At 43.4% G+C, this 21388-nt stretch carries 25 protein-coding genes and 1 tRNA gene; 20 read left to right on the top strand and 6 right to left on the bottom strand.

What is annotated here, in order from left to right:
• The first annotated feature begins 10 nt into the window (after positions 1-10).
• Genes IRB43_RS09420 through IRB43_RS09410 form a run of 3 tightly spaced genes read left to right on the top strand, consistent with a single transcriptional unit; the run spans position 11 to position 2093 of the window.
• The gene (locus IRB43_RS09420; RefSeq protein ID WP_203363222.1) at positions 11-961 is read left to right on the top strand and encodes a nucleoside recognition domain-containing protein; all 951 of its coding nucleotides are present in this window, start codon (positions 11-13) and stop codon (positions 959-961) included.
• Entirely contained in the window at positions 958-1614 is a 657-nt protein-coding gene (gene ppaX / locus IRB43_RS09415; RefSeq protein ID WP_203363221.1) for a pyrophosphatase PpaX, read from the top strand. The genes IRB43_RS09420 and ppaX overlap by 4 nt, the downstream gene beginning before the upstream one ends.
• Positions 1611-2093, top strand: coding sequence for an acyltransferase (locus IRB43_RS09410; RefSeq protein WP_203363220.1), 483 nt, complete (start codon positions 1611-1613; stop codon positions 2091-2093). The genes ppaX and IRB43_RS09410 overlap by 4 nt, the downstream gene beginning before the upstream one ends.
• Positions 2094-2114: 21 nt before the next feature.
• Here IRB43_RS09410 and IRB43_RS09405 read toward each other — a convergent pair whose 3' ends face one another.
• Positions 2115-2282 carry a DUF4083 family protein gene (locus tag IRB43_RS09405; RefSeq protein WP_238941929.1) on the bottom strand — a complete coding sequence of 56 codons (168 nt, stop codon included), beginning with the start codon at positions 2280-2282 and terminating at the stop codon, positions 2115-2117.
• A gap of 475 nt (positions 2283-2757) precedes the next feature.
• Here IRB43_RS09405 and IRB43_RS09400 point away from each other — a divergent pair, with 475 nt between their 5' ends.
• The 16 genes from IRB43_RS09400 (at position 2758) to IRB43_RS09325 (ending at position 17576) form a co-directional block, all read left to right on the top strand.
• Positions 2758-4194, top strand: coding sequence for a carbon starvation CstA family protein (locus IRB43_RS09400; protein WP_203363219.1), 1437 nt, complete (start codon positions 2758-2760; stop codon positions 4192-4194).
• A 160-nt stretch (positions 4195-4354) separates the two neighbouring features.
• Positions 4355-5539 (top strand): ATP phosphoribosyltransferase regulatory subunit, encoded by a 1185-nt coding sequence (locus IRB43_RS09395; RefSeq protein ID WP_203363218.1) that lies wholly within the window; start codon positions 4355-4357, stop codon positions 5537-5539.
• Positions 5539-6174 (top strand): ATP phosphoribosyltransferase, encoded by a 636-nt coding sequence (hisG, locus tag IRB43_RS09390; protein WP_203363217.1) that lies wholly within the window; start codon positions 5539-5541, stop codon positions 6172-6174. The genes IRB43_RS09395 and hisG overlap by 1 nt, the downstream gene beginning before the upstream one ends.
• Positions 6175-6179: 5 nt before the next feature.
• Positions 6180-7451, top strand: a complete 1272-nt coding sequence (gene hisD / locus IRB43_RS09385; RefSeq protein ID WP_481748133.1) for a histidinol dehydrogenase — start codon at positions 6180-6182, stop codon at positions 7449-7451.
• Positions 7452-7470: 19 nt separating this feature from the next.
• A complete protein-coding gene (gene hisB, locus IRB43_RS09380; protein ID WP_238941928.1) occupies positions 7471-8064 on the top strand; it encodes an imidazoleglycerol-phosphate dehydratase HisB in 594 nt (197 codons plus the stop codon).
• Complete coding sequence (gene hisH / locus IRB43_RS09375; protein WP_203363214.1) at positions 8065-8688, top strand: imidazole glycerol phosphate synthase subunit HisH; 624 nt, start codon at positions 8065-8067, stop codon at positions 8686-8688.
• The gene (gene hisA / locus IRB43_RS09370; protein ID WP_203363213.1) at positions 8685-9413 is read left to right on the top strand and encodes a 1-(5-phosphoribosyl)-5-[(5-phosphoribosylamino)methylideneamino]imidazole-4-carboxamide isomerase; all 729 of its coding nucleotides are present in this window, start codon (positions 8685-8687) and stop codon (positions 9411-9413) included. Before hisH ends, hisA begins: the two co-directional genes overlap by 4 nt.
• A complete protein-coding gene (hisF, locus tag IRB43_RS09365) occupies positions 9414-10172 on the top strand; it encodes an imidazole glycerol phosphate synthase subunit HisF (RefSeq protein WP_203363212.1) in 759 nt (252 codons plus the stop codon).
• A complete protein-coding gene (hisIE, locus tag IRB43_RS09360; protein WP_203363211.1) occupies positions 10169-10804 on the top strand; it encodes a bifunctional phosphoribosyl-AMP cyclohydrolase/phosphoribosyl-ATP diphosphatase HisIE in 636 nt (211 codons plus the stop codon). Before hisF ends, hisIE begins: the two co-directional genes overlap by 4 nt.
• Positions 10805-11041: 237 nt before the next feature.
• Complete coding sequence (locus IRB43_RS09355; RefSeq protein WP_203363210.1) at positions 11042-12553, top strand: tetratricopeptide repeat protein; 1512 nt, start codon at positions 11042-11044, stop codon at positions 12551-12553.
• A gap of 111 nt (positions 12554-12664) precedes the next feature.
• On the top strand, positions 12665-13618 hold the full coding sequence (trxB, locus tag IRB43_RS09350) for a thioredoxin-disulfide reductase (RefSeq protein WP_275296765.1): 954 nt from the start codon (positions 12665-12667) through the stop codon (positions 13616-13618).
• Between the two features lie 344 nt (positions 13619-13962).
• The gene (locus tag IRB43_RS09345) at positions 13963-14421 is read left to right on the top strand and encodes an NUDIX domain-containing protein (RefSeq protein WP_203363209.1); all 459 of its coding nucleotides are present in this window, start codon (positions 13963-13965) and stop codon (positions 14419-14421) included.
• 21 nt (positions 14422-14442) lie between these two features.
• Positions 14443-15336 (top strand): RNase adapter RapZ, encoded by an 894-nt coding sequence (gene rapZ / locus IRB43_RS09340; RefSeq protein WP_203363208.1) that lies wholly within the window; start codon positions 14443-14445, stop codon positions 15334-15336.
• On the top strand, positions 15333-16298 hold the full coding sequence (locus IRB43_RS09335; protein WP_203363207.1) for a gluconeogenesis factor YvcK family protein: 966 nt from the start codon (positions 15333-15335) through the stop codon (positions 16296-16298). Before rapZ ends, IRB43_RS09335 begins: the two co-directional genes overlap by 4 nt.
• Before the next feature lie 46 nt (positions 16299-16344).
• Entirely contained in the window at positions 16345-17289 is a 945-nt protein-coding gene (whiA, locus tag IRB43_RS09330) for a DNA-binding protein WhiA (RefSeq protein ID WP_203363206.1), read from the top strand.
• Between the two features lie 23 nt (positions 17290-17312).
• Positions 17313-17576, top strand: a complete 264-nt coding sequence (locus tag IRB43_RS09325; protein ID WP_203363205.1) for an HPr family phosphocarrier protein — start codon at positions 17313-17315, stop codon at positions 17574-17576.
• 197 nt (positions 17577-17773) lie between these two features.
• Here the strand turns inward: IRB43_RS09325 and clpP are convergent, their stop codons facing one another.
• Complete coding sequence (gene clpP, locus IRB43_RS09320; RefSeq protein WP_203363204.1) at positions 17774-18373, bottom strand: ATP-dependent Clp endopeptidase proteolytic subunit ClpP; 600 nt, start codon at positions 18371-18373, stop codon at positions 17774-17776.
• 280 nt (positions 18374-18653) lie between these two features.
• Here clpP and IRB43_RS09315 point away from each other — a divergent pair.
• Positions 18654-18725: transfer RNA gene (locus tag IRB43_RS09315), tRNA-Arg, on the top strand.
• Positions 18726-18892: 167 nt separating this feature from the next.
• On the opposite strand, the gene IRB43_RS09310 is transcribed toward IRB43_RS09315, so the two are convergent.
• The 4 genes from IRB43_RS09310 to IRB43_RS09295 all read right to left on the bottom strand — a co-directional run bounded on the left by IRB43_RS09310 (position 18893) and on the right by IRB43_RS09295 (position 21287).
• Positions 18893-19060, bottom strand: a complete 168-nt coding sequence (locus IRB43_RS09310; protein WP_203363203.1) for an anti-repressor SinI family protein — start codon at positions 19058-19060, stop codon at positions 18893-18895.
• Positions 19061-19218: 158 nt separating this feature from the next.
• Entirely contained in the window at positions 19219-19818 is a 600-nt protein-coding gene (locus IRB43_RS09305; RefSeq protein ID WP_203363202.1) for a TetR/AcrR family transcriptional regulator, read from the bottom strand.
• A 238-nt stretch (positions 19819-20056) separates the two neighbouring features.
• Complete coding sequence (locus IRB43_RS09300) at positions 20057-20653, bottom strand: SH3 domain-containing protein (RefSeq protein ID WP_203363201.1); 597 nt, start codon at positions 20651-20653, stop codon at positions 20057-20059.
• A gap of 271 nt (positions 20654-20924) precedes the next feature.
• Positions 20925-21287: a DUF4259 domain-containing protein gene (locus IRB43_RS09295; protein ID WP_203363200.1), complete on the bottom strand. Its 363-nt coding sequence runs from the start codon at positions 21285-21287 to the stop codon at positions 20925-20927.
• Between the last annotated feature and the right edge of the window lie 101 nt (positions 21288-21388).

Below are 21388 nucleotides of genomic sequence, written 5' to 3'. Positions count from 1 at the left end.
AGGGGATGTCATGGTTTCTACCATTAAAAGGGGTTTGCTCGTCGGAGGAAAAACGACGTGGACATTAGGGAAAGTCATTTTTCCCATTACGTTGATTGTGACGATTTTGCAGTTTACACCGATATTGCCGTGGCTGATGAATTTGATTAGTCCGGTAATGGGGATGTTTGGATTGTCAGGAGAAGCCTCGATCCCGCTCGTGTTAGGGAACTTTTTAAACTTATATGCCGGAATTGGCGCGATGCTGTCGCTCGATTTAACGGTAAAAGAAGTGTTTATTTTAGCGGTGATGCTCTCTTTCTCTCATAATTTATTCATTGAATCGAGTGTGGCTACAAAGGTGGGCGTGAAAATATCGGTCATATTAGCTGTCCGCCTTGGCTTGGCCGTGATCTCAGGTATGATCATCAATCTCGTTTGGAAAGGTGGCGGCGAGCTTGCACAGTACGGCATGGCTCCGCCGCAGCAAGCGGAACCAAATGGCTGGGTGGACATTTTCATGCTCGGCCTCGAAAAAGCTGGATACGGGATATTTCAGCTCGCGCTCATTGTTATTCCGTTAATGGTGATCATCCAAATTTTGAAAGATTTACAATGGCTCGATGTATTCTCGCGCTGGATGGCACCTGTGACGCGGATGCTCGGGATGAAAGAAAATACATCCACAACGTTAGCGGCCGGGCTTTTGTTCGGTTTGGCTTACGGATCAGCCGTGATGATTCAAGCGGTGAAAGACGATGGAGTGAGCCGCAAAGATGTAACGATTGCCTTTATCTTTTTAGTCGCTTGTCATGCGGTCGTGGAAGATACTCTTATTTTTGTGCCGCTTGGGCTTACTGGCTGGACGTTGCTCGCTTTATTTTTGATACGGGTGATTGTTGCCATTATCTTGACTCTGATCGTCTCAACTTTATGGAGACGCGCTGAAATTGCAGAAAGAAAGGAAGCAACTTTATCATGAAGAACATTACAACTTTGCTATTTGACTTAGACGGCACCTTAATTAATACGAATGAGTTAATTATCGCTTCGTTTTTGCATACGTTAGAGCATTATTTCCCGAATCAATATAAGCGGGAAGATGTGTACCCTTTTATGGGACCGACGCTCGTTGAAACGTTTAGCAGCATCGATCCGGAGCGAGTCGATGAAATGGTCGAGCGCTATCGTACATATAATTTGGCGAAGCATGATGAGCTCGTTACAGAGTTTGACGGGGTGTATGAGACGATCCGCACGCTGAAGGAGAACGGCTATAAGCTTGCGATCGTTTCGACGAAAATGCGCGATACCGTTATTAAAGGGTTAAAGCTGACGAATTTGTATGACTTTTTCGAAGTCATTGTAGCGCTTGATGATGTGGAGCATCCGAAGCCACATCCAGAGCCGCTGCAAAAAGCATTAGCGGCGCTCGGCTCGACACCGGAGGAAGCAATGATGATCGGCGATAACTACCATGACATTGAAGGGGGAAAAAATGCCGGTACATTGACAGCAGGAGTTGTTTGGTCTGTGAAAGGAAAAGAATTTTTACAAACTTTCCACCCAGACTATATGTTAGAGACGATGCCTCAGCTGCTCGATATTTTACAAGTAGGTACCGTGCGTAAATGAGACGGACGGATCGGTACAAAGTCGAAGGTGGAAACTCACTTTGGAATATTTACAAAACCGTTTCATTTTGGAAAACTTTTAAAAACACGGTCATCATTGAAATCGGCCGTTTTACACCGTTTATGAGACTGAAAAATGGGCTGTATCGAACTTTCCTCGGCATGAACATCGGGGAAAAAACAGCGCTCGCCTATAAAGTGGTGCCGGATATTATGTTTCCGGAATACATTACGATCGGTGACAATTCAATTATTGGCTACAACACGGTCATTTTAGCTCACGAATATTTAATTGATGAATATCGCCTCGGGAAAGTGATCATCGGTGACAATGTGATGATCGGCGCCAATTGCACAATCTTGCCAGGAGTCACGATTGGCGATGGAGCGGTCGTCTCCGCTGCGACCCTCGTTCACCGCGATGTCCCGCCCGGTGCCTTCGCCGGGGGCAACCCGATGCAAATTAAAGACAGGAAATAACCTCTTCGGCGGACGGAGAGGTTATTTTGATTTGTTTTCTAATTGATCAATTTTATCTTCTAGCCGCTGCAGTTGCTCTTTTTGTTTTTTCCATGATCGGATAAAATATACGATTGCAACAACAATAAGCACAGGAATTCCCAACATAAACAGTTGAAAAATCACATCTCCAACATTTATACTAGCCAAACGTTTTCACCTCTTTTTGGATATTATACCATTTATTTGTGTGCGATCGAGGATTAGTCGTTTCATTGCAGGAATCGGTCGGAAATCGAGAGGGATTAGTCGCTCAGGCACCAGAAGCAGTCGCGAAACGAAATGAATCAGTCGATCTCATCCAAACTTCAGTCACGGCGCTGAGATCATGCGTTCTCCCCAAGAGGTAGCCGCGGTCAAACAAGGGTAATCAGTCAGCAATGGAGCAAATTGGTCGCATTCATCAAAATTTCAGGCGCACGGCCAACCTTGGAGATTTCCATCCCAATTTTAGTCACTCATTCACTACACTAAAATAATAACGTCATTATTTCAAAATAGAAAGAATTGACCAATAAATTCATGATTTACTTGTTTTTTTCAAAAAAGGGGTTGTATTTTGATTTTTCAGAATATAAAATATAAAGAAAATTATTTGACACCTAACATCAGGAGGAGACATATTATGGTGACATTTATTGCAGCATTGTTATTACTTTTTATGGGTTATGCCGTGTATTCCAAAGTGGTGGAGCGTGTGTTTGTGATTGATGATGAGCAAGCAACACCCGCTTACACGAAGCAAGATGGATTGGATTATGTGCCGATGAGCTGGTGGAAGGGCTCGTTAATTCAATTATTGAATATAGCCGGGTTGGGTCCAATTTTTGGAGCGGTTGCAGGAGCTTTATATGGCCCGGTGGCGTTTGTTTGGATTGTGGTTGGTTGTATTTTCGCAGGAGCGGTGCATGATTATTTCTCTGGTATGCTGTCGTTAAGGCATGGCGGGGCTCAATTTCCGACGTTAGTTGGCCAATATTTAGGTAAAACCGTGAAAGCGATGATCAACGTCATTTCTATTATATTAATGGTGTTAGTGGCGGCGGCTTTTACGGCAGGACCAGCCCAATTGATCGCTCAAATTACTCCGTTAAGCTTCACAGCTGGATTGGCCATTGTCTTTATTTATTTCTTATTAGCGGCTGTGTTGCCAGTGAATAAAGTGATTGGGAAAATTTATCCGATCTTTGGGGCGATTTTGATTTTTATGGCGGTGGCGATTGCTGTTGCGTTATTGTTCGGGGACAAGCCGATTCCGAATGTCACATTGGAAAATCTTCATCCGGGTGAATTGCCGATTTGGCCGTTATTGATGGTGACGATTTCTTGCGGTGCGATCTCAGGCTTCCATAGTACACAAAGTCCGATCGTGGCGCGCACGATGAAAAAGGAGTCAGAGGGTCGGAAAGTATTTTACGGGGCAATGATCGGTGAAGGGGTGATTGCGTTAATTTGGGCGGCGGCTGGCATGACGTTCTTCGGTGGAACAGAAGGGCTGCAAGCGGCATTAGCGGCAGGCGGACCGGCTGGTGTAGTCAATGAAATTTCGACATCATTACTGGGGACACTTGGTGGTATACTAGCTGTGTTAGGAGTTATTATTTTACCGATTACAACGGGAGATACAGCATTGAGATCATCGCGTATGATGCTAGGAGAGTTCGCGGCTAAATGGGTAAATGCTGAGAAGAAAAGCGTGGTGTTCTTATTAACGATTGCCGTAAGCGTGCCGACGGTCTTTTTATCAACGATTGACTATTCATTTTTATGGCGTTATGTGGGCTGGACGAATCAAGTGGTGGCTACGGTGATGCTGTGGACAGCCGTTTCTTATTTATTAAAAGAAGGAAAAGCACACTGGATTGCCGGTGCACCTGCCCTGTTCATGACAGGCGTGTCTTGTACGTACATTTTCTATGCACCTGAAGGATTTTCGATGAATTATTCGGTCTCGTTAATGATCGGCGGTGTACTCACTATAGTAATCTTCTTATTATATGTATGGAAAATCATTCAGCATAAGCAAGTCAAAACAGTAAAAAGAAAAGTGGAAGTAGCATAAAGTGAAAAGGGGACTCGTTACAGATCGAGTCCCTTTTTTAAACTTTCTGTTAATTGTCTTGACGTAAATAGTCAGAAACGTTAAACTACTTATAACTTCATTATGGTAACATATTAGCGAACTAAAGTGTTTTAAAAATATAAGCGGTCGGGTGATGAGGATGTCAAAGCTGTTCATGTTTGAAAAACCAGTGGGGATGAGGGATACACTGCCTCATATTTATGAAACGAAACGTAAGTTAAAAGATGCGATTGAAGATCAAATGAGAAGCTGGGGCTATCAGTTTATTGAGACGCCTGCTTTAGAATATTACGATACGGTGGGAGAAGCGTCGGCCATTTTAGATCAGCAGTTGTTTAAATTGCTTGACCAGCAAGGCAATACGCTCGTGCTTCGACCGGATATGACGACGCCGATTGCAAGAACGGCGGCCTCTAAATTGTTAAAAGAACAAGTACCACTTCGCCTCGCGTATTCTGCCAATGTGTATCGCGCGCAACAGCGTGAAGGGGGACGAGCGGCTGAATTTGCTCAAATTGGTGTCGAGAATATCGGCGATGCGACGATCAGTGCCGATGCGGAAGTGATTGCTTTAATGGTCTCAGCGATGAAGGAAATTGGCTTAACCGAATTCCAAGTATCGATTGGGCATATTCGCTTTGTAGAAAAGTTATTCCAGCAAATTTTAGGGACCGAAGAGAGAGCGAGCACGCTTCGCCGTTATTTATATGAAAAAAATTATGTCGGTTATCGGGAACATGTCCGCTCTCTTTCTTTATCTTCCATTGATAAACAGCGGCTATTGAACTTTTTACAGTTGCATGGAGACGAAAGTTGCCTGCAAATGGCGGATGAGTTAATTGAAGATGGAGCCGGCAAGGAAGCCATTGATGAGTTGCGTCAATTGATCGACCTCCTCAAAGATTATGGAATAGAGCCATATGTCAAATTTGATTTATCGCTTGTGAGTCATATGAGTTACTATACAGGTATTTTATTTGAAACGTATGCGGATGGCGTCGGTTATCCTGTTGGAAATGGCGGCCGCTACAACAATTTATTAGAAAAATTCGGTCAGCCAGCTAGCGCCACAGGCTTTGGATTGCGCTTGGACTTTCTGTTAGAAGCAAAAGGCGAGTTAGTGGAAACGGAAGGGATTCATTGTGTGATCTTCAGTAAAGAGCGTCGGAAAGAAGCGATTGAAGCGGCAGCTAAGCTTCGAGCGCAAGGAGAACAAGTAGTGCTGCAAGACTTGGCGGGTGTGAAAGATGTGGACCGCTTTACAAGTGCTTGCAGAAAGGTCAGCTATTATGTGGGGCAAGCGAAGAATGGAGGGGAAAGCTAATGTCGATGTTAACGATTGCGATGCCGAAAGGACGGATTTTTGAAGAAGCGGCGGATTTACTTAGACAAGCGGGGTATCAGCTTCCTCCTGAATTCGATGAGTCGCGCAAATTAATTATTGAAGTACCGGAAGAGAATTTACGATTCTTTTTAGCAAAGCCAATGGATGTTGCGACTTATGTGGAATATGGTGTGGCTGATCTTGGTATCGCAGGAAAAGATGTGCTGCTTGAAGAAGAAAGGGATGTATATGAACTCCTCGATTTGCAAATTAGCCCTTGTTATTTGGCGGTCGCTGGGTTACCGAATACATCAATGAGCGAGGTGGCGCCAAAGATTGCGACGAAATATCCAAATGTGGCTTCCACTTATTTTCGCGAGCAAGGAGAGCAAGTCGAGATCATTAAACTAAATGGATCGATTGAGCTTGCGCCGTTAATCGGGTTAGCAGATCGCATCGTTGATATTGTCTCAACAGGCCGAACGCTAAAAGAAAATGGTTTAGTGGAATACGAAACGATTGTGGGCATTACGTCTCGTCTAATTGTCAATCCAGTGAGCTATCGCATGAAGGATCGAGAAATTCAAACGCTTGTCGATCGGCTTACGAATATCATTTCAGAAAAGGTCGTGTGAACATGATAAACATCGAAAAAGTCACAGGTGATTTAACATTGAAGCGTTCGGTCGATAGCGGAACCGAAGAGCAGCGCACTGCCGTTCAAGCCATTATTCGCACCGTTCGCTCACAAGGCGATCAAGCGTTACGAGCATTGACGGAAAAGTTTGATGGAGCCAAGTTATACAGCTTAAAAGTGACGCAAGAAGAAGTGAATGAAGCGTATGAACAATTGCCAAAACAAATGATTGATATCATTAAAGAAGCGGCGAAAAATATCTTTACCTTTCATCAAAAGCAATTGCGCGAAACATGGATGTATACCGATTCCAACGGCTCGATGCTCGGTCAAAAAATCACGCCGCTTGATTCAGCTGGGGTGTATGTACCCGGAGGAACGGCTGCTTATCCATCCTCTGTCTTGATGAATGTGATGCCGGCAAAAGTAGCGGGCGTTGAGCGGATTGTGATGGTTTCACCGCCTGGACGTGACGGCCGTCTTCCGGCTGGAGTGTTGGTCGCTGCGGATATTGCTGGTGTGAAAGAAATCTATAAAGTCGGTGGTGCGCAAGCGGTGGCGGCACTTGCTTACGGGACAGAATCGATTCAGCCTGTGGATAAAATTACAGGCCCGGGAAATATTTATGTGGCTTTAGCGAAACGGGAAGTATTTGGCGATGTCGATATTGATATGATCGCGGGGCCAAGTGAAATTGCGGTTTTGACTGACGACACGGCTTGCCCGCGGGAAATCGCGGCGGATTTGTTATCGCAAGCGGAGCATGACCCGCGCGCGAGCAGTGTGCTAGTGACCACTTCTGAACGAGTGGCAGAAGAAACAGCGGCGGAAGTTGAACGGCAATTGAAGGAGTTGCCGCGTGAGGACATTGCTCGTGCGTCGATTGACAGCTACGGGGCGATTTATGTGGCGAAGGATATGACAGAAGCGGTCGAAACGATTAACAGACTGGCACCAGAGCATTTAGAAATTATGACGGACAACGCACTAGAAGTTGTGAAAGATATTCGTCATGCTGGAGCCATTTTTGTCGGCCGCTATAGCTCGGAGCCGATCGGAGACTATTTTGCCGGACCGAATCATGTGTTGCCAACGAATGGAACCGCTCGTTTTTCTAGCCCATTAAATGTCGATGATTTCATGAAAAAATCGAGCATTATCATGTATAGTGAGCAGGCGTATAACGAGAATTATCAAAAGATTGCCGCTTTTGCCCGATTAGAGGGGCTTGAAGCTCATGCGCGAGCCGTGGAGATCCGATCCGAGAAAAAATAACAAAAATGAGGTGTCTAGTTTGAGCAAGCGTACAGCACAATTGAATCGAGATACAAATGAAACGAAAATTAACCTTTCTTTTTCGATCGATGGGGAAGGGAAAGCGGAGATTGAGACAGGCGTCCCGTTTATGGATCATATGCTCGATCTATTCACGAAGCATGGCCAATTTGATTTAAGTGTGAAAGCGGACGGCGATGTGGAAATCGACGATCACCATACGACAGAAGACATCGGGATTTGTCTCGGGCTGGCACTGAAAGAAGCGCTTGGGGATAAGAAAGGAATTAAACGTTACGGCAATGCGTTTGTCCCAATGGATGAAACGCTTGCGCAAGTGGTAGTGGATTTAAGCAACCGTCCTCACTTTGAAATGCGCGGCGGCGATTTTCCTTCACAAAAGGTAGGCACGTTTGATACGGAACTCGTGCATGAATTTTTATGGAAACTCGCTTTGGAAGCGCGAATGAATTTGCATGTCATTATTCACTACGGACACAACACACATCATATGATAGAGGCTGTCTTTAAAGCGCTGGCTCGCGCGCTCGATGAAGCGACGATGATCGATCCGCGTGTGAAAGGTGTGCCTTCAACGAAAGGAATGTTGTAGATGATCGGAATTGTCGATTATGGAATGGGGAATTTATTTAGTGTAAGCAAAGCGCTTGAGCGCATGCAAATTCCGTACATCATTAGCGATTCTCCGGAAGAGCTTGATCGGATGAAGGGGTTAATTTTACCTGGAGTGGGTGCGTTTAAAGATGCGATGGCTTTACTAGAAGACACGAAGCTTGACCATTTTTTAACAAGCTATGTGGAGAGCGGTCGTCCGTTGCTTGGCATTTGCCTTGGGATGCAGCTATTGTTTGACGAAAGTGAAGAAAATGGCTGTTTTCAAGGATTAGGTTTATTAAAAGGAAGAGTCACTCGCATTCCGGCTGAAAAAGTGAAGGTGCCGCATATGGGGTGGAATGAACTGACGTTTCACCAAGATTCGCCCGTGTTGCACGGTGTGGACGAAGGCTTTGTTTATTTCGTTCATTCTTACTATGTCAGTGAAATGAGAGCGGAAGATTTGCTAGCAAGCGCGGTATATAATGTGGAAATTCCGGCAGTGGTCGGTCATAAAAATGTGTTCGGCATGCAGTTTCATCCCGAAAAAAGCGGGGAAGTCGGCATGCAATTATTAAGCAATTTTGCCAAGGCAATGGAACGTTCGGAGGCGATTTTATGAGTTTTATCATTTATCCAGCGATCGATATGCGCGGTGGGAAATGCGTGCGATTGACGCAAGGAGATTATAATCAGGAAACGATTTACGGAGATTCTCCATTTGATATGGCGAAATCATTTGTCGACCAAGGAGCCGAATGGATTCATATGGTCGACCTTGATGGCGCAAAAGATGGCCAGCGCATCAATGATCGCTTTGTGATTGAAGCGGCGCAAAAGCTATCTGCGAAAGTACAAATTGGCGGCGGGATTCGGACGGAAGAGGATGTTCGCCATTATTTAGATAACGGTGTCGATCGCGTCATTATCGGCAGTCTTGCCGTATCCCAGCCAGAGCTTGTGAAACAATGGCTACGTCAATATGGAGACAAAATCGCTATTGGCTTAGATGCGAAAGACGGCTTTGTTGCGACGCATGGCTGGCTTGAAACGTCTTCCTTGAAAGCCGTCGACCTAGGCAAGGAGTTAGCAGAAGCGGGTGCGGAAACGTTTATTTTTACCGATATTGCCACAGATGGGATGCTGACGGGACCGAATATTGAAGCGGTCGCGGAATTAGCGCGCGCTACAGGAAAAAAAGTGATCGCTTCTGGAGGCGTTAGCTCATTAGCAGATGTGCAACAGGTGAAGCAATGTGCGTCTGATGGCGTGAGCGGCGTCATTGTAGGGAAAGCGATTTACACAGGCCAATTTACAGTTCGTGAAGCAGTGGAAGAGGTGAAATAAATGCTTACAAAACGAATTATTCCATGCTTAGATGTGAAAGATGGTCGAGTCGTCAAAGGGATTCAATTTGTGCAACTTCGCGATGCCGGCGATCCAGTGGAGCTTGCCCGTATTTATGATGATCAAGGTGCGGATGAACTCGTATTTCTTGATATTTCCGCCTCTCATGAAGGGCGAAAAACAATGGTCGATGTGGTGCAAGCCGTTGCTTCGGAACTAGCGATTCCTTTCACCGTTGGCGGTGGAATTAACTCGCTTGAAGACATGAAGCGCATGCTTCGCGCAGGGGCGGATAAAGTCTCCGTCAATACAGCCGCTGTGTTGCGACCGGAGTTGATTTCAGAAGGAGCGGACTATTTTGGCTCGCAATGTATCGTTCTTGCGGTCGATGCGAAGTGGGATGAGGAGCTAGGCTCATGGCGCGTGTATACGCATGGCGGCAGAAAAGCGACAGATCGTGAAGTGATCGCATGGGTGAAAGAAGCGGTGGAGCTTGGAGCCGGAGAAATTTTATTAACAAGCATGGATAGTGACGGAGAGAAAAAAGGCTTTGATCTTTCCTTGACGAAAGCGGTGAGCGAAGCTGTCGATGTGCCAGTGATTGCATCCGGCGGGGCAGGAAATGCGGAACACTTTCTCGAAGTATTTACCGATGGAAAAGCGGATGCCGCTTTGGCTGCTTCGATTTTTCATTATAAAGAAACAAGCGTCAATGAAGTGAAAAGCTTTTTAAAAAGTCAAGGAGTGAAAATGAGATGAGTGTAAACATTGACGATTTAAAGTTTGATGATAAGGGATTGATTCCTGCAGTTGTTCAAGACGCGGCTACTTACGAAGTGCTGACGCTCGCCTACATGAATAAAGAATCGCTGCAAAAAACGATCGAATCCGGTGAAACATGGTTCTACAGCCGCTCTCGTCAGGAATTGTGGCATAAAGGGGAAACAAGCGGACACACACAGAAAGTCGTCAATATTAAATATGATTGCGATCAAGATGCGCTTGTGGTGTTAGTCAAGCCAGCTGGTCCTGCTTGTCACTTAGGAACAACGAGCTGCTTCGAACACTCTTTATACGGTGAGCAGACGGAAACATTGCCTTATGTGATTTTACATAAGTTAGAGGAAGTCATCGCTGAAAGAGAAGAGAACCGACCTGAAGGCGCGTACACCACGTACTTATTTGAAAAAGGCGTCGATAAAATTTTGAAAAAAGTCGGCGAAGAAGCAGCGGAAGTGATCATTGCCGCGAAAAACCGCGACAAAGATGAGCTACAATGGGAAGCGGCGGACTTGCTGTACCACTTGCTCGTCTTGCTGCGTGAGCAAAAAGTAGAGTTAGCCGATGTCCTTGGCGTGTTAGCGAAGCGCCACGAGGAAAAGTCGAAATAAACCAGCAAAAAAGCGAGGTGAAAAGGGCCTCGCTTTTCTATGGGTGCGTGTAGAGGTTTCTTCGCCGAAAGGAGTGTTTTCTTCGATGATCTGAGCTCTTTCTTCAACAATGCTAAGTTTTCTTCGACCATCTGTTCTTTCTTCAATAATTTGGCTCCTGGATTCTTTTTTTACCCCTGATGATTTCGGTTATATGGTATACTACATAGGTTAATTATAAATGCTCGGAGGATTTACATGGGAAAACACTCAAAGTTACGGGAACAAAAGGGGAAAGTGATCTCCTTTTTGCCGACAGGTGAGTATTATTATAAAAAAGGGTTGAAGGCTCTGAGCAAAAGAGAGCTACCTAAGGCAAAAAAATATTTATCACGTGCGATGGATCTGGAGCCGCTGGAGCCGATGATTGCGTGTCAATTAGCAATTGTCGAAACAGAACTTGGAAACTTTGAACAATCAAATGGGTTGCTTCACTTTGTGTTGGATGAGTTAGATCCGCTCATTAGTGAATGCCACTATTTTTTAGCCAATAATTATGCGCATATGGGAATGTTTAAAGAAGCCTTCACACATGTGCAAGCATATTTAGAGAAGGATGAGCAAGGGGAATTTCGCGAGGACGCCGAAGATCTTTTAGAGTTGATCACGATGGATGGGGAAGGCGAGCTGGATGATCTTTATGCGCAAGACGATTTAATTACGATGCAGGAAGAAGCGCGTTTTCTCCTGGAGGGCGGCAGTTATGAAAAAGCGATTGAGCGTTTAGAAGATCTCATTCAGAAATACCCAGACTTCTGGTCTGCTTATAATAATTTAGCCCTTGCTTATTTTTATTTAGGAAATATTGAAAAAGCGCATCACGTGCTCAACGAGGTGCTAGAGAAAAATCCCGGAAATTTACATGCGTTAAGCAATATGGCCGTCTTTATGTATTACGAAAAGCAATACGGACTGCTGAAGGAGCTCGTCGAACTATTAAAAAAAGTGTATCCAATGTTGCCGGAGCAGCAATATAAGCTCGGAGCGACGTTTGCTTTAATCGGCCAATATGATGAGGCCTATCGCTGGTTAAAAAAGCTGTATAAACACGGGTTCGAGGGTGAAGCATCGTTTTATTATTGGCTCTCATATTCTGCCTATTTTACCGGACGAGAAGAAGTGGCGCGCAAGGCGTGGAAATACGTGCTGCAACAAAGTCCTGAAAAAGAAGGGCTCGAGCCGTGGAGTACAGGAAATCGGCAAAAGGAAGGGCTAGAACATCACCCGGCGATGATCGTCCGCCGACTAAACAGCGAATACGAAGAAGAACGGTTATTCGGCATTTTTTTATTTTCGCTGTCCGATGATCAAAAACAAGTGATGAGCCATCCGGATTTTTGCGACATTGAATCGCTCGATTTTCGGGAAAAAATATACTTAGCTGACGTGTTAGGCATGCCGATTAATGAGCAGTTGAAAGAGGAAGCAAACATTCGTTTAGCTCATCAAACGGCTTTCACTTTATATGGGCATTTTCAGCCGCTTGGTACGGAAGAAGCAGGCTTGATTATGCTGTGGTTTACGGTGTTTCATGAGATGGAGTCCTCTTCTTCACGATTGAAAAGCCCGTCCGCTTTTGCCGCCGCAACGGAATATATGTGGCGAAAATATCGAGGAGAGAAGCAAACGCAAGCGGCACTTGCTGAAAAATACGGCGTGTCGCTTTCCACGATGAAAAAATATGTGAAATTCGTCCGAGACCATCTTTAAATGAGCATAATAATAGACGAATGGTCACGTATTGATTACGATATGGGTATGGATTAAAAAATACGTTTTAGGGTATATCTAAAATGAGAGTAAATAAAGGAGTGGCTTACATTGACAACAGAAGAAAAAATCTATGACGTCATTATTATCGGCGCAGGGCCAGCAGGAATGACAGCAGCTGTGTACACGTCTCGTGCCAATCTTTCCACTTTAATGATTGAGCGCGGTGTACCAGGCGGCCAAATGGCTAATACAGAGGAAGTAGAAAACTATCCGGGATATGATCACATTCTTGGTCCGGAACTATCGACGAAAATGTTTGACCATGCGAAGAAATTTGGAGCGGAATACGCGTATGGCGACATTAAACAAATCATTGACGGAAAAGAATATAAAACGATTGATGCAGGCTCCAAGCAATATAAAGCGCGTGCGGTGATCATTACAACAGGAGCGGAGTATAAGAAACTTGGCGTACCTGGTGAGAAGGAACTGTCAGGCCGCGGGGTATCTTATTGCGCTGTTTGTGATGGTGCTTTCTTTAAAGAAAAAGAGCTAGTCGTTGTCGGTGGCGGAGATTCTGCTGTAGAAGAAGGGGTGTACTTAACTCGCTTTGCGAAAAAAGTCACAATTGTGCACCGCCGCGATCAATTACGTGCCCAAAAAATTCTTCAAGAACGGGCATTTGCTAACGACAAAGTGGACTTTATTTGGAATCATACAGTGAAACAAATCAATGAAAAAGACGGAAAAGTCGGCAGCGTCACACTAGTGTCTACGGAAAACGGCCAAGAGCGTGAATTCGAAGCGGATGGCGTGTTCGTCTATGTGGGAATGCTTCCGTTAACGAAGCCGTTTGAAAGCCTTGAAATCACAAATGAAGCGGGCTACATTGTCACAAATGACCGAATGGAAACAAAAATTGCCGGCATTTATGCAGCGGGCGATGTGCGCGAGAAATCGCTTCGCCAAATTGTAACAGCAACAGGCGATGGCAGTATCGCAGCTCAATCCGCTCAGCATTACATTGAAGAGTTAAAAGAAGAGCTAGGTGTGAAGGCTTAAAAAGTTTAACGGACTATTAATGAAATCGTAATAAAGGTGAAATAATTTTCCGTTATACTATTATTTAGCAGTTTGAAACACCCCCTAAGTATTTAACTTATATCCCTATTGATGAGGTTGTCTTGTCAACGTAAGATCCGTGTACGGACTTTACGTGATCAAGGCAACCTCCTTTTTTGAAAAGCTTTGTGAAACACTGAACCAAACAAGTAAAGGGATGCTAGGAAGAATCGCCTGATCCTGGCATTGAGATCGGTGGAAAGAACATAGTATAATAATAAAAATAGGAGAGTGACGGCTTTGTTCGTTTATCATTCCGTCGCAGGGGCTTGAGGTGATTAATTGTGCAACGTGTAACAAATTGTTTGTTAATGAAAGACGATAAAATTTTATTGCTGCAAAAGCCGCGTCGCAACTGGTGGGTCGCTCCAGGAGGAAAGATGGAGGCAGGAGAATCGATTAGAGATGCGGCCATTCGCGAATACCGTGAAGAAACAGGCATCTATTTGCGAAACCCGAGTGTAAAGGGCATTTTCACGTTTACGATCAAAGAAAAGGATGAGATTGTCTCAGAGTGGATGATGTTTACCTTTTTTGCGACAGAAAGCGATGGCGTCAATATTGAAGAAAGTGAAGAAGGAAAGCTTGAGTGGCACGCTATCGATATGATCAAGGAGCTTCCTATGGCAGAAGGAGATCGTCATATATTGGAGTATATGATTCATGGGTCTGGTATTCTTTACGGAGCTTTTACATATACACCTGACTTTACGCTGTTGTCTTATCGATTAGATCCAAGTTAAATAGGAGAGAGGAGAAGGAACATGAACACAAACGTAGGAAATGACGTCCAATTAGTGATTATTACAGGGATGTCCGGTGCCGGAAAGACGGTCGCCATTCAAAGCTTTGAAGACCTTGGTTTTTATTGCGTCGATAATTTACCGCCAACATTGCTGCCGAAATTCTTGGAGCTGATGAAGGATGCGAACAATCAAATGAATAAAGTGGCGGTCGTCATGGATATGCGCGGGCGCGAGTTCTTTGATGATTTAATTAAGTCGCTTGATGAAGTGGTGGAGATGTCCGATTTAACGCCGAAAGTGCTATTTCTTGATGCAGACGATTCAGTGCTCGTTCGCCGCTATAAAGAAACGAGACGCTCTCATCCGCTGTCGCCAACGGGCTTGCCGCTCGATGGCATTCTTCAAGAACGCGAACTTTTGGAAGAATTAAAAGGCCGGGCCCAATTTATTTATAACACATCAGAAATGAAACCAAAAGATTTACGTGAGAAAATTTTAACAGAGTTTTCCTTAAATAAAAAGTCTGTTTTTACCGTTAATGTGATGTCGTTCGGATTTAAACATGGCTTGCCAATTGATGCCGATCTTGTTTTCGATGTTCGCTTTTTGCCGAATCCGCACTACATTGATCATATGAGACCGCGCACAGGCTTAGAGGAAGACGTAGCGACGTATGTATTAAAGTGGCATGATACACAGAAATTTTTAGAAAAAGTGATCGACCTATTAACCTTTATGCTTCCACATTACAAAATGGAAGGCAAATCTCAGCTAGTGATTGCGATTGGATGTACGGGAGGACAACATCGTTCCGTCGCTTTAGCGGAGTATATCGGCAAGCATTTCTCCACCGATTATGAGACGCGCATTAAACATCGAGACATTCATAAACGTAAGGCCGCCACGCCATGACAAAGGAAAGAGAGCCGAAAGTTGTCATTATTGGCGGCGGAACAGGTCTGTCTGTTCTGCTTCGCGGGCTAAAAAAGCATCCGATTGATTTAACGGCCATCGTGACGGTAGCCGACGACGGCGGAAGTTCGGGCCGCCTGCGCGATGAACTGAACATCCCACCTCCTGGGGATATCCGCAATGTACTTGCCGCTTTATCAGATGTAGAGCCGCTGTTAGAAACATTATTTCAGCATCGTTTTAGCACGAAAAATGAGCTGTCTGGACACTCACTTGGCAATTTGATTATTGCGGCTTTGACCTCGATCACAGGGGACTTTGTGCATGCTGTGCAAGAAATGAGCCGAGTGCTGAATGTGCGCGGAAAAGTATTGCCAGCGGCGAATCAAAGCGTGGTCCTTCATGCGGAGATGGAAGATGGTACGGTTGTATCGGGGGAATCGAAAATTCCTTATTCCGGCAAAAGGATTAAGCGAGTGTTTTTAACACCGAACGACATTCAGCCTTTGCCGGAAACGATCCGGGCGATTCGGGAGGCGGACTTAATCATCGTTGGACCAGGAAGTTTATACACAAGTATTTTGCCAAATTTACTCGTTCCGCAAATAGGGGAAGAAGTATGCTTCGCAAAAGCGCGAAAAATATATATTTGCAACTTGATGACACAAGCTGGAGAAACGCTTGATTTCACGGCGAGTGATCATGTCAGGGCGATTTACGATCATATGTCCTGCGCCTTTATGGATACGATTTTAGTCAACAATGAAGTTATTCCTGAACAAATTAAAGAAAAGTATAAAGAAGAACTAGCGAAGCCGGTCGTGTATGATATCGATCAATTGAAATCATTAGGCCTTCACGTGATTTTTGATGATATCGTTACTCGAGAAGGGGGAATGATTCGTCATAATACGAATAAGGTCGCGGATATTTTGTTTAATTTAATTAAGGAAACTAAATAAACCTTATACTACAGAACGAGCATCTCATATAGAGGGGGTGTCTCACATGTCTTTTGCTTCGGAAACGAAAAAAGAACTAACAACGATCGAAGGAAATAGTTGTTGTGCCAAAGCGGAGCTGTCCGCGCTTATTCGAATGAATGGATCACTTTCATTTTCAAATCGCTTGCTCGTCGTCAATATTCAAACAGAGAATGCAGCGATCGCCAGAAGAATATATGTGTTATTAAAGAAAAATTATGAAGTGGAAGTAGAACTGCTCGTTCGTAAAAAGATGAGGTTAAAGAAGAATAATGTCTATATTGTGAGACTGAAGGAACAGGCAAGAGAGATATTAGAAGACTTAGCGATTATTGAAGCTGGCTTTTCCTTTGTTCATAATATTTCACCAGCACTGATTGAAAACCAGTGCTGTAAGCGTGCTTACTTGCGCGGTGCTTTTCTTGCGGGAGGATCTGTCAATAATCCAGAAACATCTTCTTATCATTTGGAGATCTTCTCTTTATATCAAGAGCATAATGCTGCCTTAAGTGAACTAATGAATATGTTTGATTTAAACAGCAAAACATTGGAACGAAAGAAAGGCTTTATTACGTATTTAAAAGAAGCGGAGAAAATCACGGAATTTTTAAACATTATTGGCGCGCACAATGCCTTGCTTCGATTTGAGGATGTCCGCATTGTCCGCGATATGAGAAATTCCGTGAACCGGCTAGTGAACTGTGAAACCGCTAACTTGAATAAAACGATTGGCGCCGCGCTGCGTCAAGTCGAAAACATTCGCTATATTGAAGAAACAGTCGGTCTGCAAGTACTGCCGGAGAAACTGCGCGAAATTGCCGAACTGCGAGTGACGCATCAAGATGTCACATTGAAAGAACTAGGAGAAATGGTGTCGGGAGGAAAAATCAGCAAGTCCGGCATTAATCATCGTCTCCGCAAAATAGATGAAATCGCTGACAAAATTAGAGCGAACGAACCAATTGAATAAGAGGGAAGAGGGGAAGAAACTCAATGGTTGAGAAAACAGCAGAAGTGCAACTGAAGATGGGGCTGCAAGCGCGTCCGGCTGCTTTGTTTGTGCAGGAAGCAAACCGTTTTTCTTCAGAAATTTTTCTTGAAAAGGACGGAAAGAAAGTCAACGCCAAAAGTATTATGGGGATTATGAGCTTAGCGATAAACCGCGGCTGCTCCGTGACCATCTCCGTTGACGGACATGACGAGCAAGGCGCTTTAGAAGCATTAGTCGCCTTCGTGCAACAAGAGGGCAGCTATTAAAAAACACCTGAATGATGGATGACTCCATTGTTCAGGTGTTTTTTTGATTTACTTATCCAGGCTACAGGTTCCACCGACTAGTGGACTTCTTCTCTCCTCCTTGCGATCAGTCAACATCGATTCACTGTCGTTCATCGTGTTTCCTTTATCTCGTGCAGAGAGTTCTAGTCCATACGTCGCTTCGGAACCTTCCGCTTTTATTTATTTTGCGGTAGGTCGTTACGTGTAAGAATTTTATCAATTAAACCGTATTCTAATGCACGTTCCGCTGTCATGAAGTTGTCGCGGTCTGTGTCCTTAGCGATGACTTCAAGCGGCTGACCTGTGCGCTCGGCTAAAATTTGGTTTAGTTTGTCGCGAAGGAACAAGATGCGTTTCGCAGCAATTTCAATTTCCGTTGCTTGACCTTGCGCGCCTCCAAGCGGTTGGTGAATCATGACTTCACTGTTTGGAAGGGCATAACGCTTTCCTTTCGCTCCAGCAGCAAGCAAGAAGGCGCCCATAGAAGCGGCCATACCGATACAGATCGTTTGCACATCCGGCTTAATAAATTGGATCGTATCATAGATCGCCATACCCGCTGTGATGCTTCCGCCAGGGCTGTTAATATAGATGGAAATATCTTTCTCAGGGTTTTCCGCTTCAAGGAATAATAATTGGGAAACGATGGAGTTGGCTACATTATCATCAATGCCGCTTCCAAGCATAATTATGCGATCCTTTAGCAAACGAGAGTAAATATCGTACGCACGCTCTCCGCGGTTTGTTTGTTCAATAACTGTAGGAATTAGATTCATGGTCTTTCCTCCCTAAATGAATTATTTTCTAGTAAAGAAAATCTTATGTATTGTTATCATACAGTGATGGTCAATGAAGGTCAAACATTTTGCTTCAAATATGATCGTTTTCTTCAAAACAACCTTTTCGCTTTCATAATAATTTTCTAGTATGCCCAATAAAAATCCTGCTAAACCATCCATAAATTCATGAGCCGATTCGAAAACAAAAGAAATATCACATAACAATTGCATTTTTCAATGTATTCCGCTATAATTTTGTATTGTACCTAAACATATTGCCCTCGTGGTGCAACGGATAGCACGTGAGATTCCGGTTCTTAAGATGTGGGTTCGATTCCTGCCGAGGGCGTACTGAATTCAATTAATATCACTATGCGTAATAAGCGTAGTGATATTTTTTTTTGCTCATTTTTAGTGGGAATCGTTGAAGTGAAAAAATAAGATTTTTTCATGAAAGATCGCGAGGCTTGGATAAATGAATGATTATTCTATACCCCCATTTTCTTATTTATGTTTTTACGTATCGAGGGTAGATGAGAAAGAACCTTTATTTTTGTTTTCAAGATGTGAGATCTCTGTTAAAGACCCCTGTTGAAGAAATCGACGAACTTCCTCTATAGAAATCCCTATTTGCTTAGCTTGCATCATCAAGTACACCCATTCTTGTTCTAACTCTCTCTCCATTATTATGTCTCCTTATTTTATAATAACCCGTGTCCGTATTACGTTTGTGTTGTATGGTTACTCAGTTCATTTAGAATGATAGAATGCTAACTTGTAGTGGTTTTTGATAAATTGTGTACTAAGACCAAAACGAGGGCAAATCCAAAAGCAGTAAATAACTAGTCACTTGTTGATAACATTCCATTTAGAAGAAGGTGAACAATCTCGGATGCAAGTTCTTCGGGTGTTTTTATACCTGAAAATAATTTAGTGATTGTCAGACGCTCAATGATGCCAATTAACATTTCAGCTACTAAACACATGTCCAGTTCAGTTTGAAAATAGCCATTCTTTACTTCAGACATTAAGTTTTCTCGTATTTGTAGCGCTAACTGTTTCTTAATCTCTTCGGCCTCTACCGAATTAAAGAATCCAATCCGTGTTAACTGTGGATTCTCAGAAAAAAAAGTAAAGAGTCCCGTTAACCCTTTCGCAATCCTCGCTGGTAAGGAATCGAAGTCAATTCCAGGTTCTAGGCGACTCTCTTTAGTAAGATCAACTAGCCCTTGGCTAAACGAATCGATTAATTCCTGAAATAGCGCCTCTTTACTTTTAAAGTAAAGGTAAAAGGTTGGTTGCGTTAAGCCAGCCCTTTGAACGATGGTGCTAATCTTTGTTTCATAATACCCCTTATGTGCGAACTCCTCTGCAGCGATCGTCAGCAATAAAGCTCTACTCTGTTCACCGCTAGCCCCTTTTTTTCTGCCCCTTTTACTCATTTGAAATCTCCTTTAAAATATATTACTCATTAGTATTATCTTATAAATATTTATATCGAGTCAATCATAACTTTTGAATTTTCAGAAAATATATAATGCTACTTTCTTTTATTCAAGAATTAGGCTATGGGTACCTCTTTTTTGAGAAAGTAATGGGTGTGAATCGTATCATCTGTTTTCTTAAAATGAAAAACACACGCCTGTACGGCGTGTGAAATATTCTGCGGATATTTTCGCTTTACTTAAAATATTTCCCATCAAATGTGGCCGCAACTCCGTGCCAATCTAAACAAGCGGATGACTCTTTTACTTGAATCGACTTGCCGTTGTTCGTAAATGTCATCCGGCAGTACGGATCATCATAGAAAGAAGAGCCTGTATCGGCGGAATAGGTAGCTTTGTTGCCTTTAATTTTGGCTGTTCCATCAATCTCACCAACATGTCCGCCCATGACGACAAAAACGTGAAAATTGAATTGATCGGCTGTTTCATTAGTAATGGAAACTGTGCCAAACTGATTCTTCCACTTTCCGTCCCATACTTTTTTCGAAGGAGCGGTTCCTTTTGCTGGCTTTAAATATCTCGATGCCACATACGCGGCTTTGTTTTTGTATTTAATTTTGGACCAGCCACCTGGCTCTGTTCCATATACATAGACTACAGTGTTCTTCTTAAGCGATCCTACCACTTTAGCTTTCTGGCTTGGTTTTTCGCGTACGTTTAATGTCGTATCAACGTTCACAATATGCTTGCCAGTGCTGGCGGATGCTTGATGAACAAAGGTGGGAATACTCAATAAAAGAAAGGCAACAATGAATAGCAAAACTCGTTTCATAAAAATCTCCTCCCAATCAATTAATTAACTAATCATTTCTCTCATAGCAGGTACTGATAGATCTGCTTGGCAGCTTCAGCAAGCATAGGCATGGATAACGCTGACATATGCTGTCAGTTACTATATGCTGCTTTTTTTGCAGGAAATATATACATAACCCTATTGTACTGCGTAACGTGTTCGAAATTTTGGAAGGGTTAGGATATTTTTGTTATATGAATCTAAGTTATGGCACATGAAGTTATAAAAAAAGACCGTCTATTGACAGTCCTTATAATTTATAATTAAGTAGTTTTTGTTTAAACTCACTCAATACTCTTTTCCGTTCTTCGTAATCTTTTTGATCAGCTTCTTCCCAAAGTTCAAGATCTGCACCGCGTTCGATTAAATCAATAGCATTGTTACATACTTGTTCTTGAAGACATTTTCTTTCTAGTTGTATTGCTGCTAAACCGATATATACTAAAGAAATTATTTCTAGGTCATCATTAATACTAAATTCGTCCGAATATTCTTCTAAAATTATTTGAGTGGCTTCCTCAACGGTTTTTCCTTCTTCCAAATAATCAAGAAAATCATCTTTCACATCACAAGTAGTATCATCATCAAATATCCCTGTTCCCCAAGCACCCATTTAATCACCTCTTAGTTTTTTCCTCTTAGTTTAACATAATCCGAGAGAAGTCCTCTTCCTCAAGGAGCGTGAAGGGCACAGCCCAGCGAGTAGGGAGGGGA

It is taken from the genome of Bacillus sp. REN10, assembly GCF_016820555.1.
In the GTDB taxonomy this organism is placed as follows: Bacteria; Bacillota; Bacilli; order Bacillales; family Domibacillaceae; genus Bacillus_CE.
This window is presented reverse-complemented; position numbering and strand designations above follow the sequence as displayed.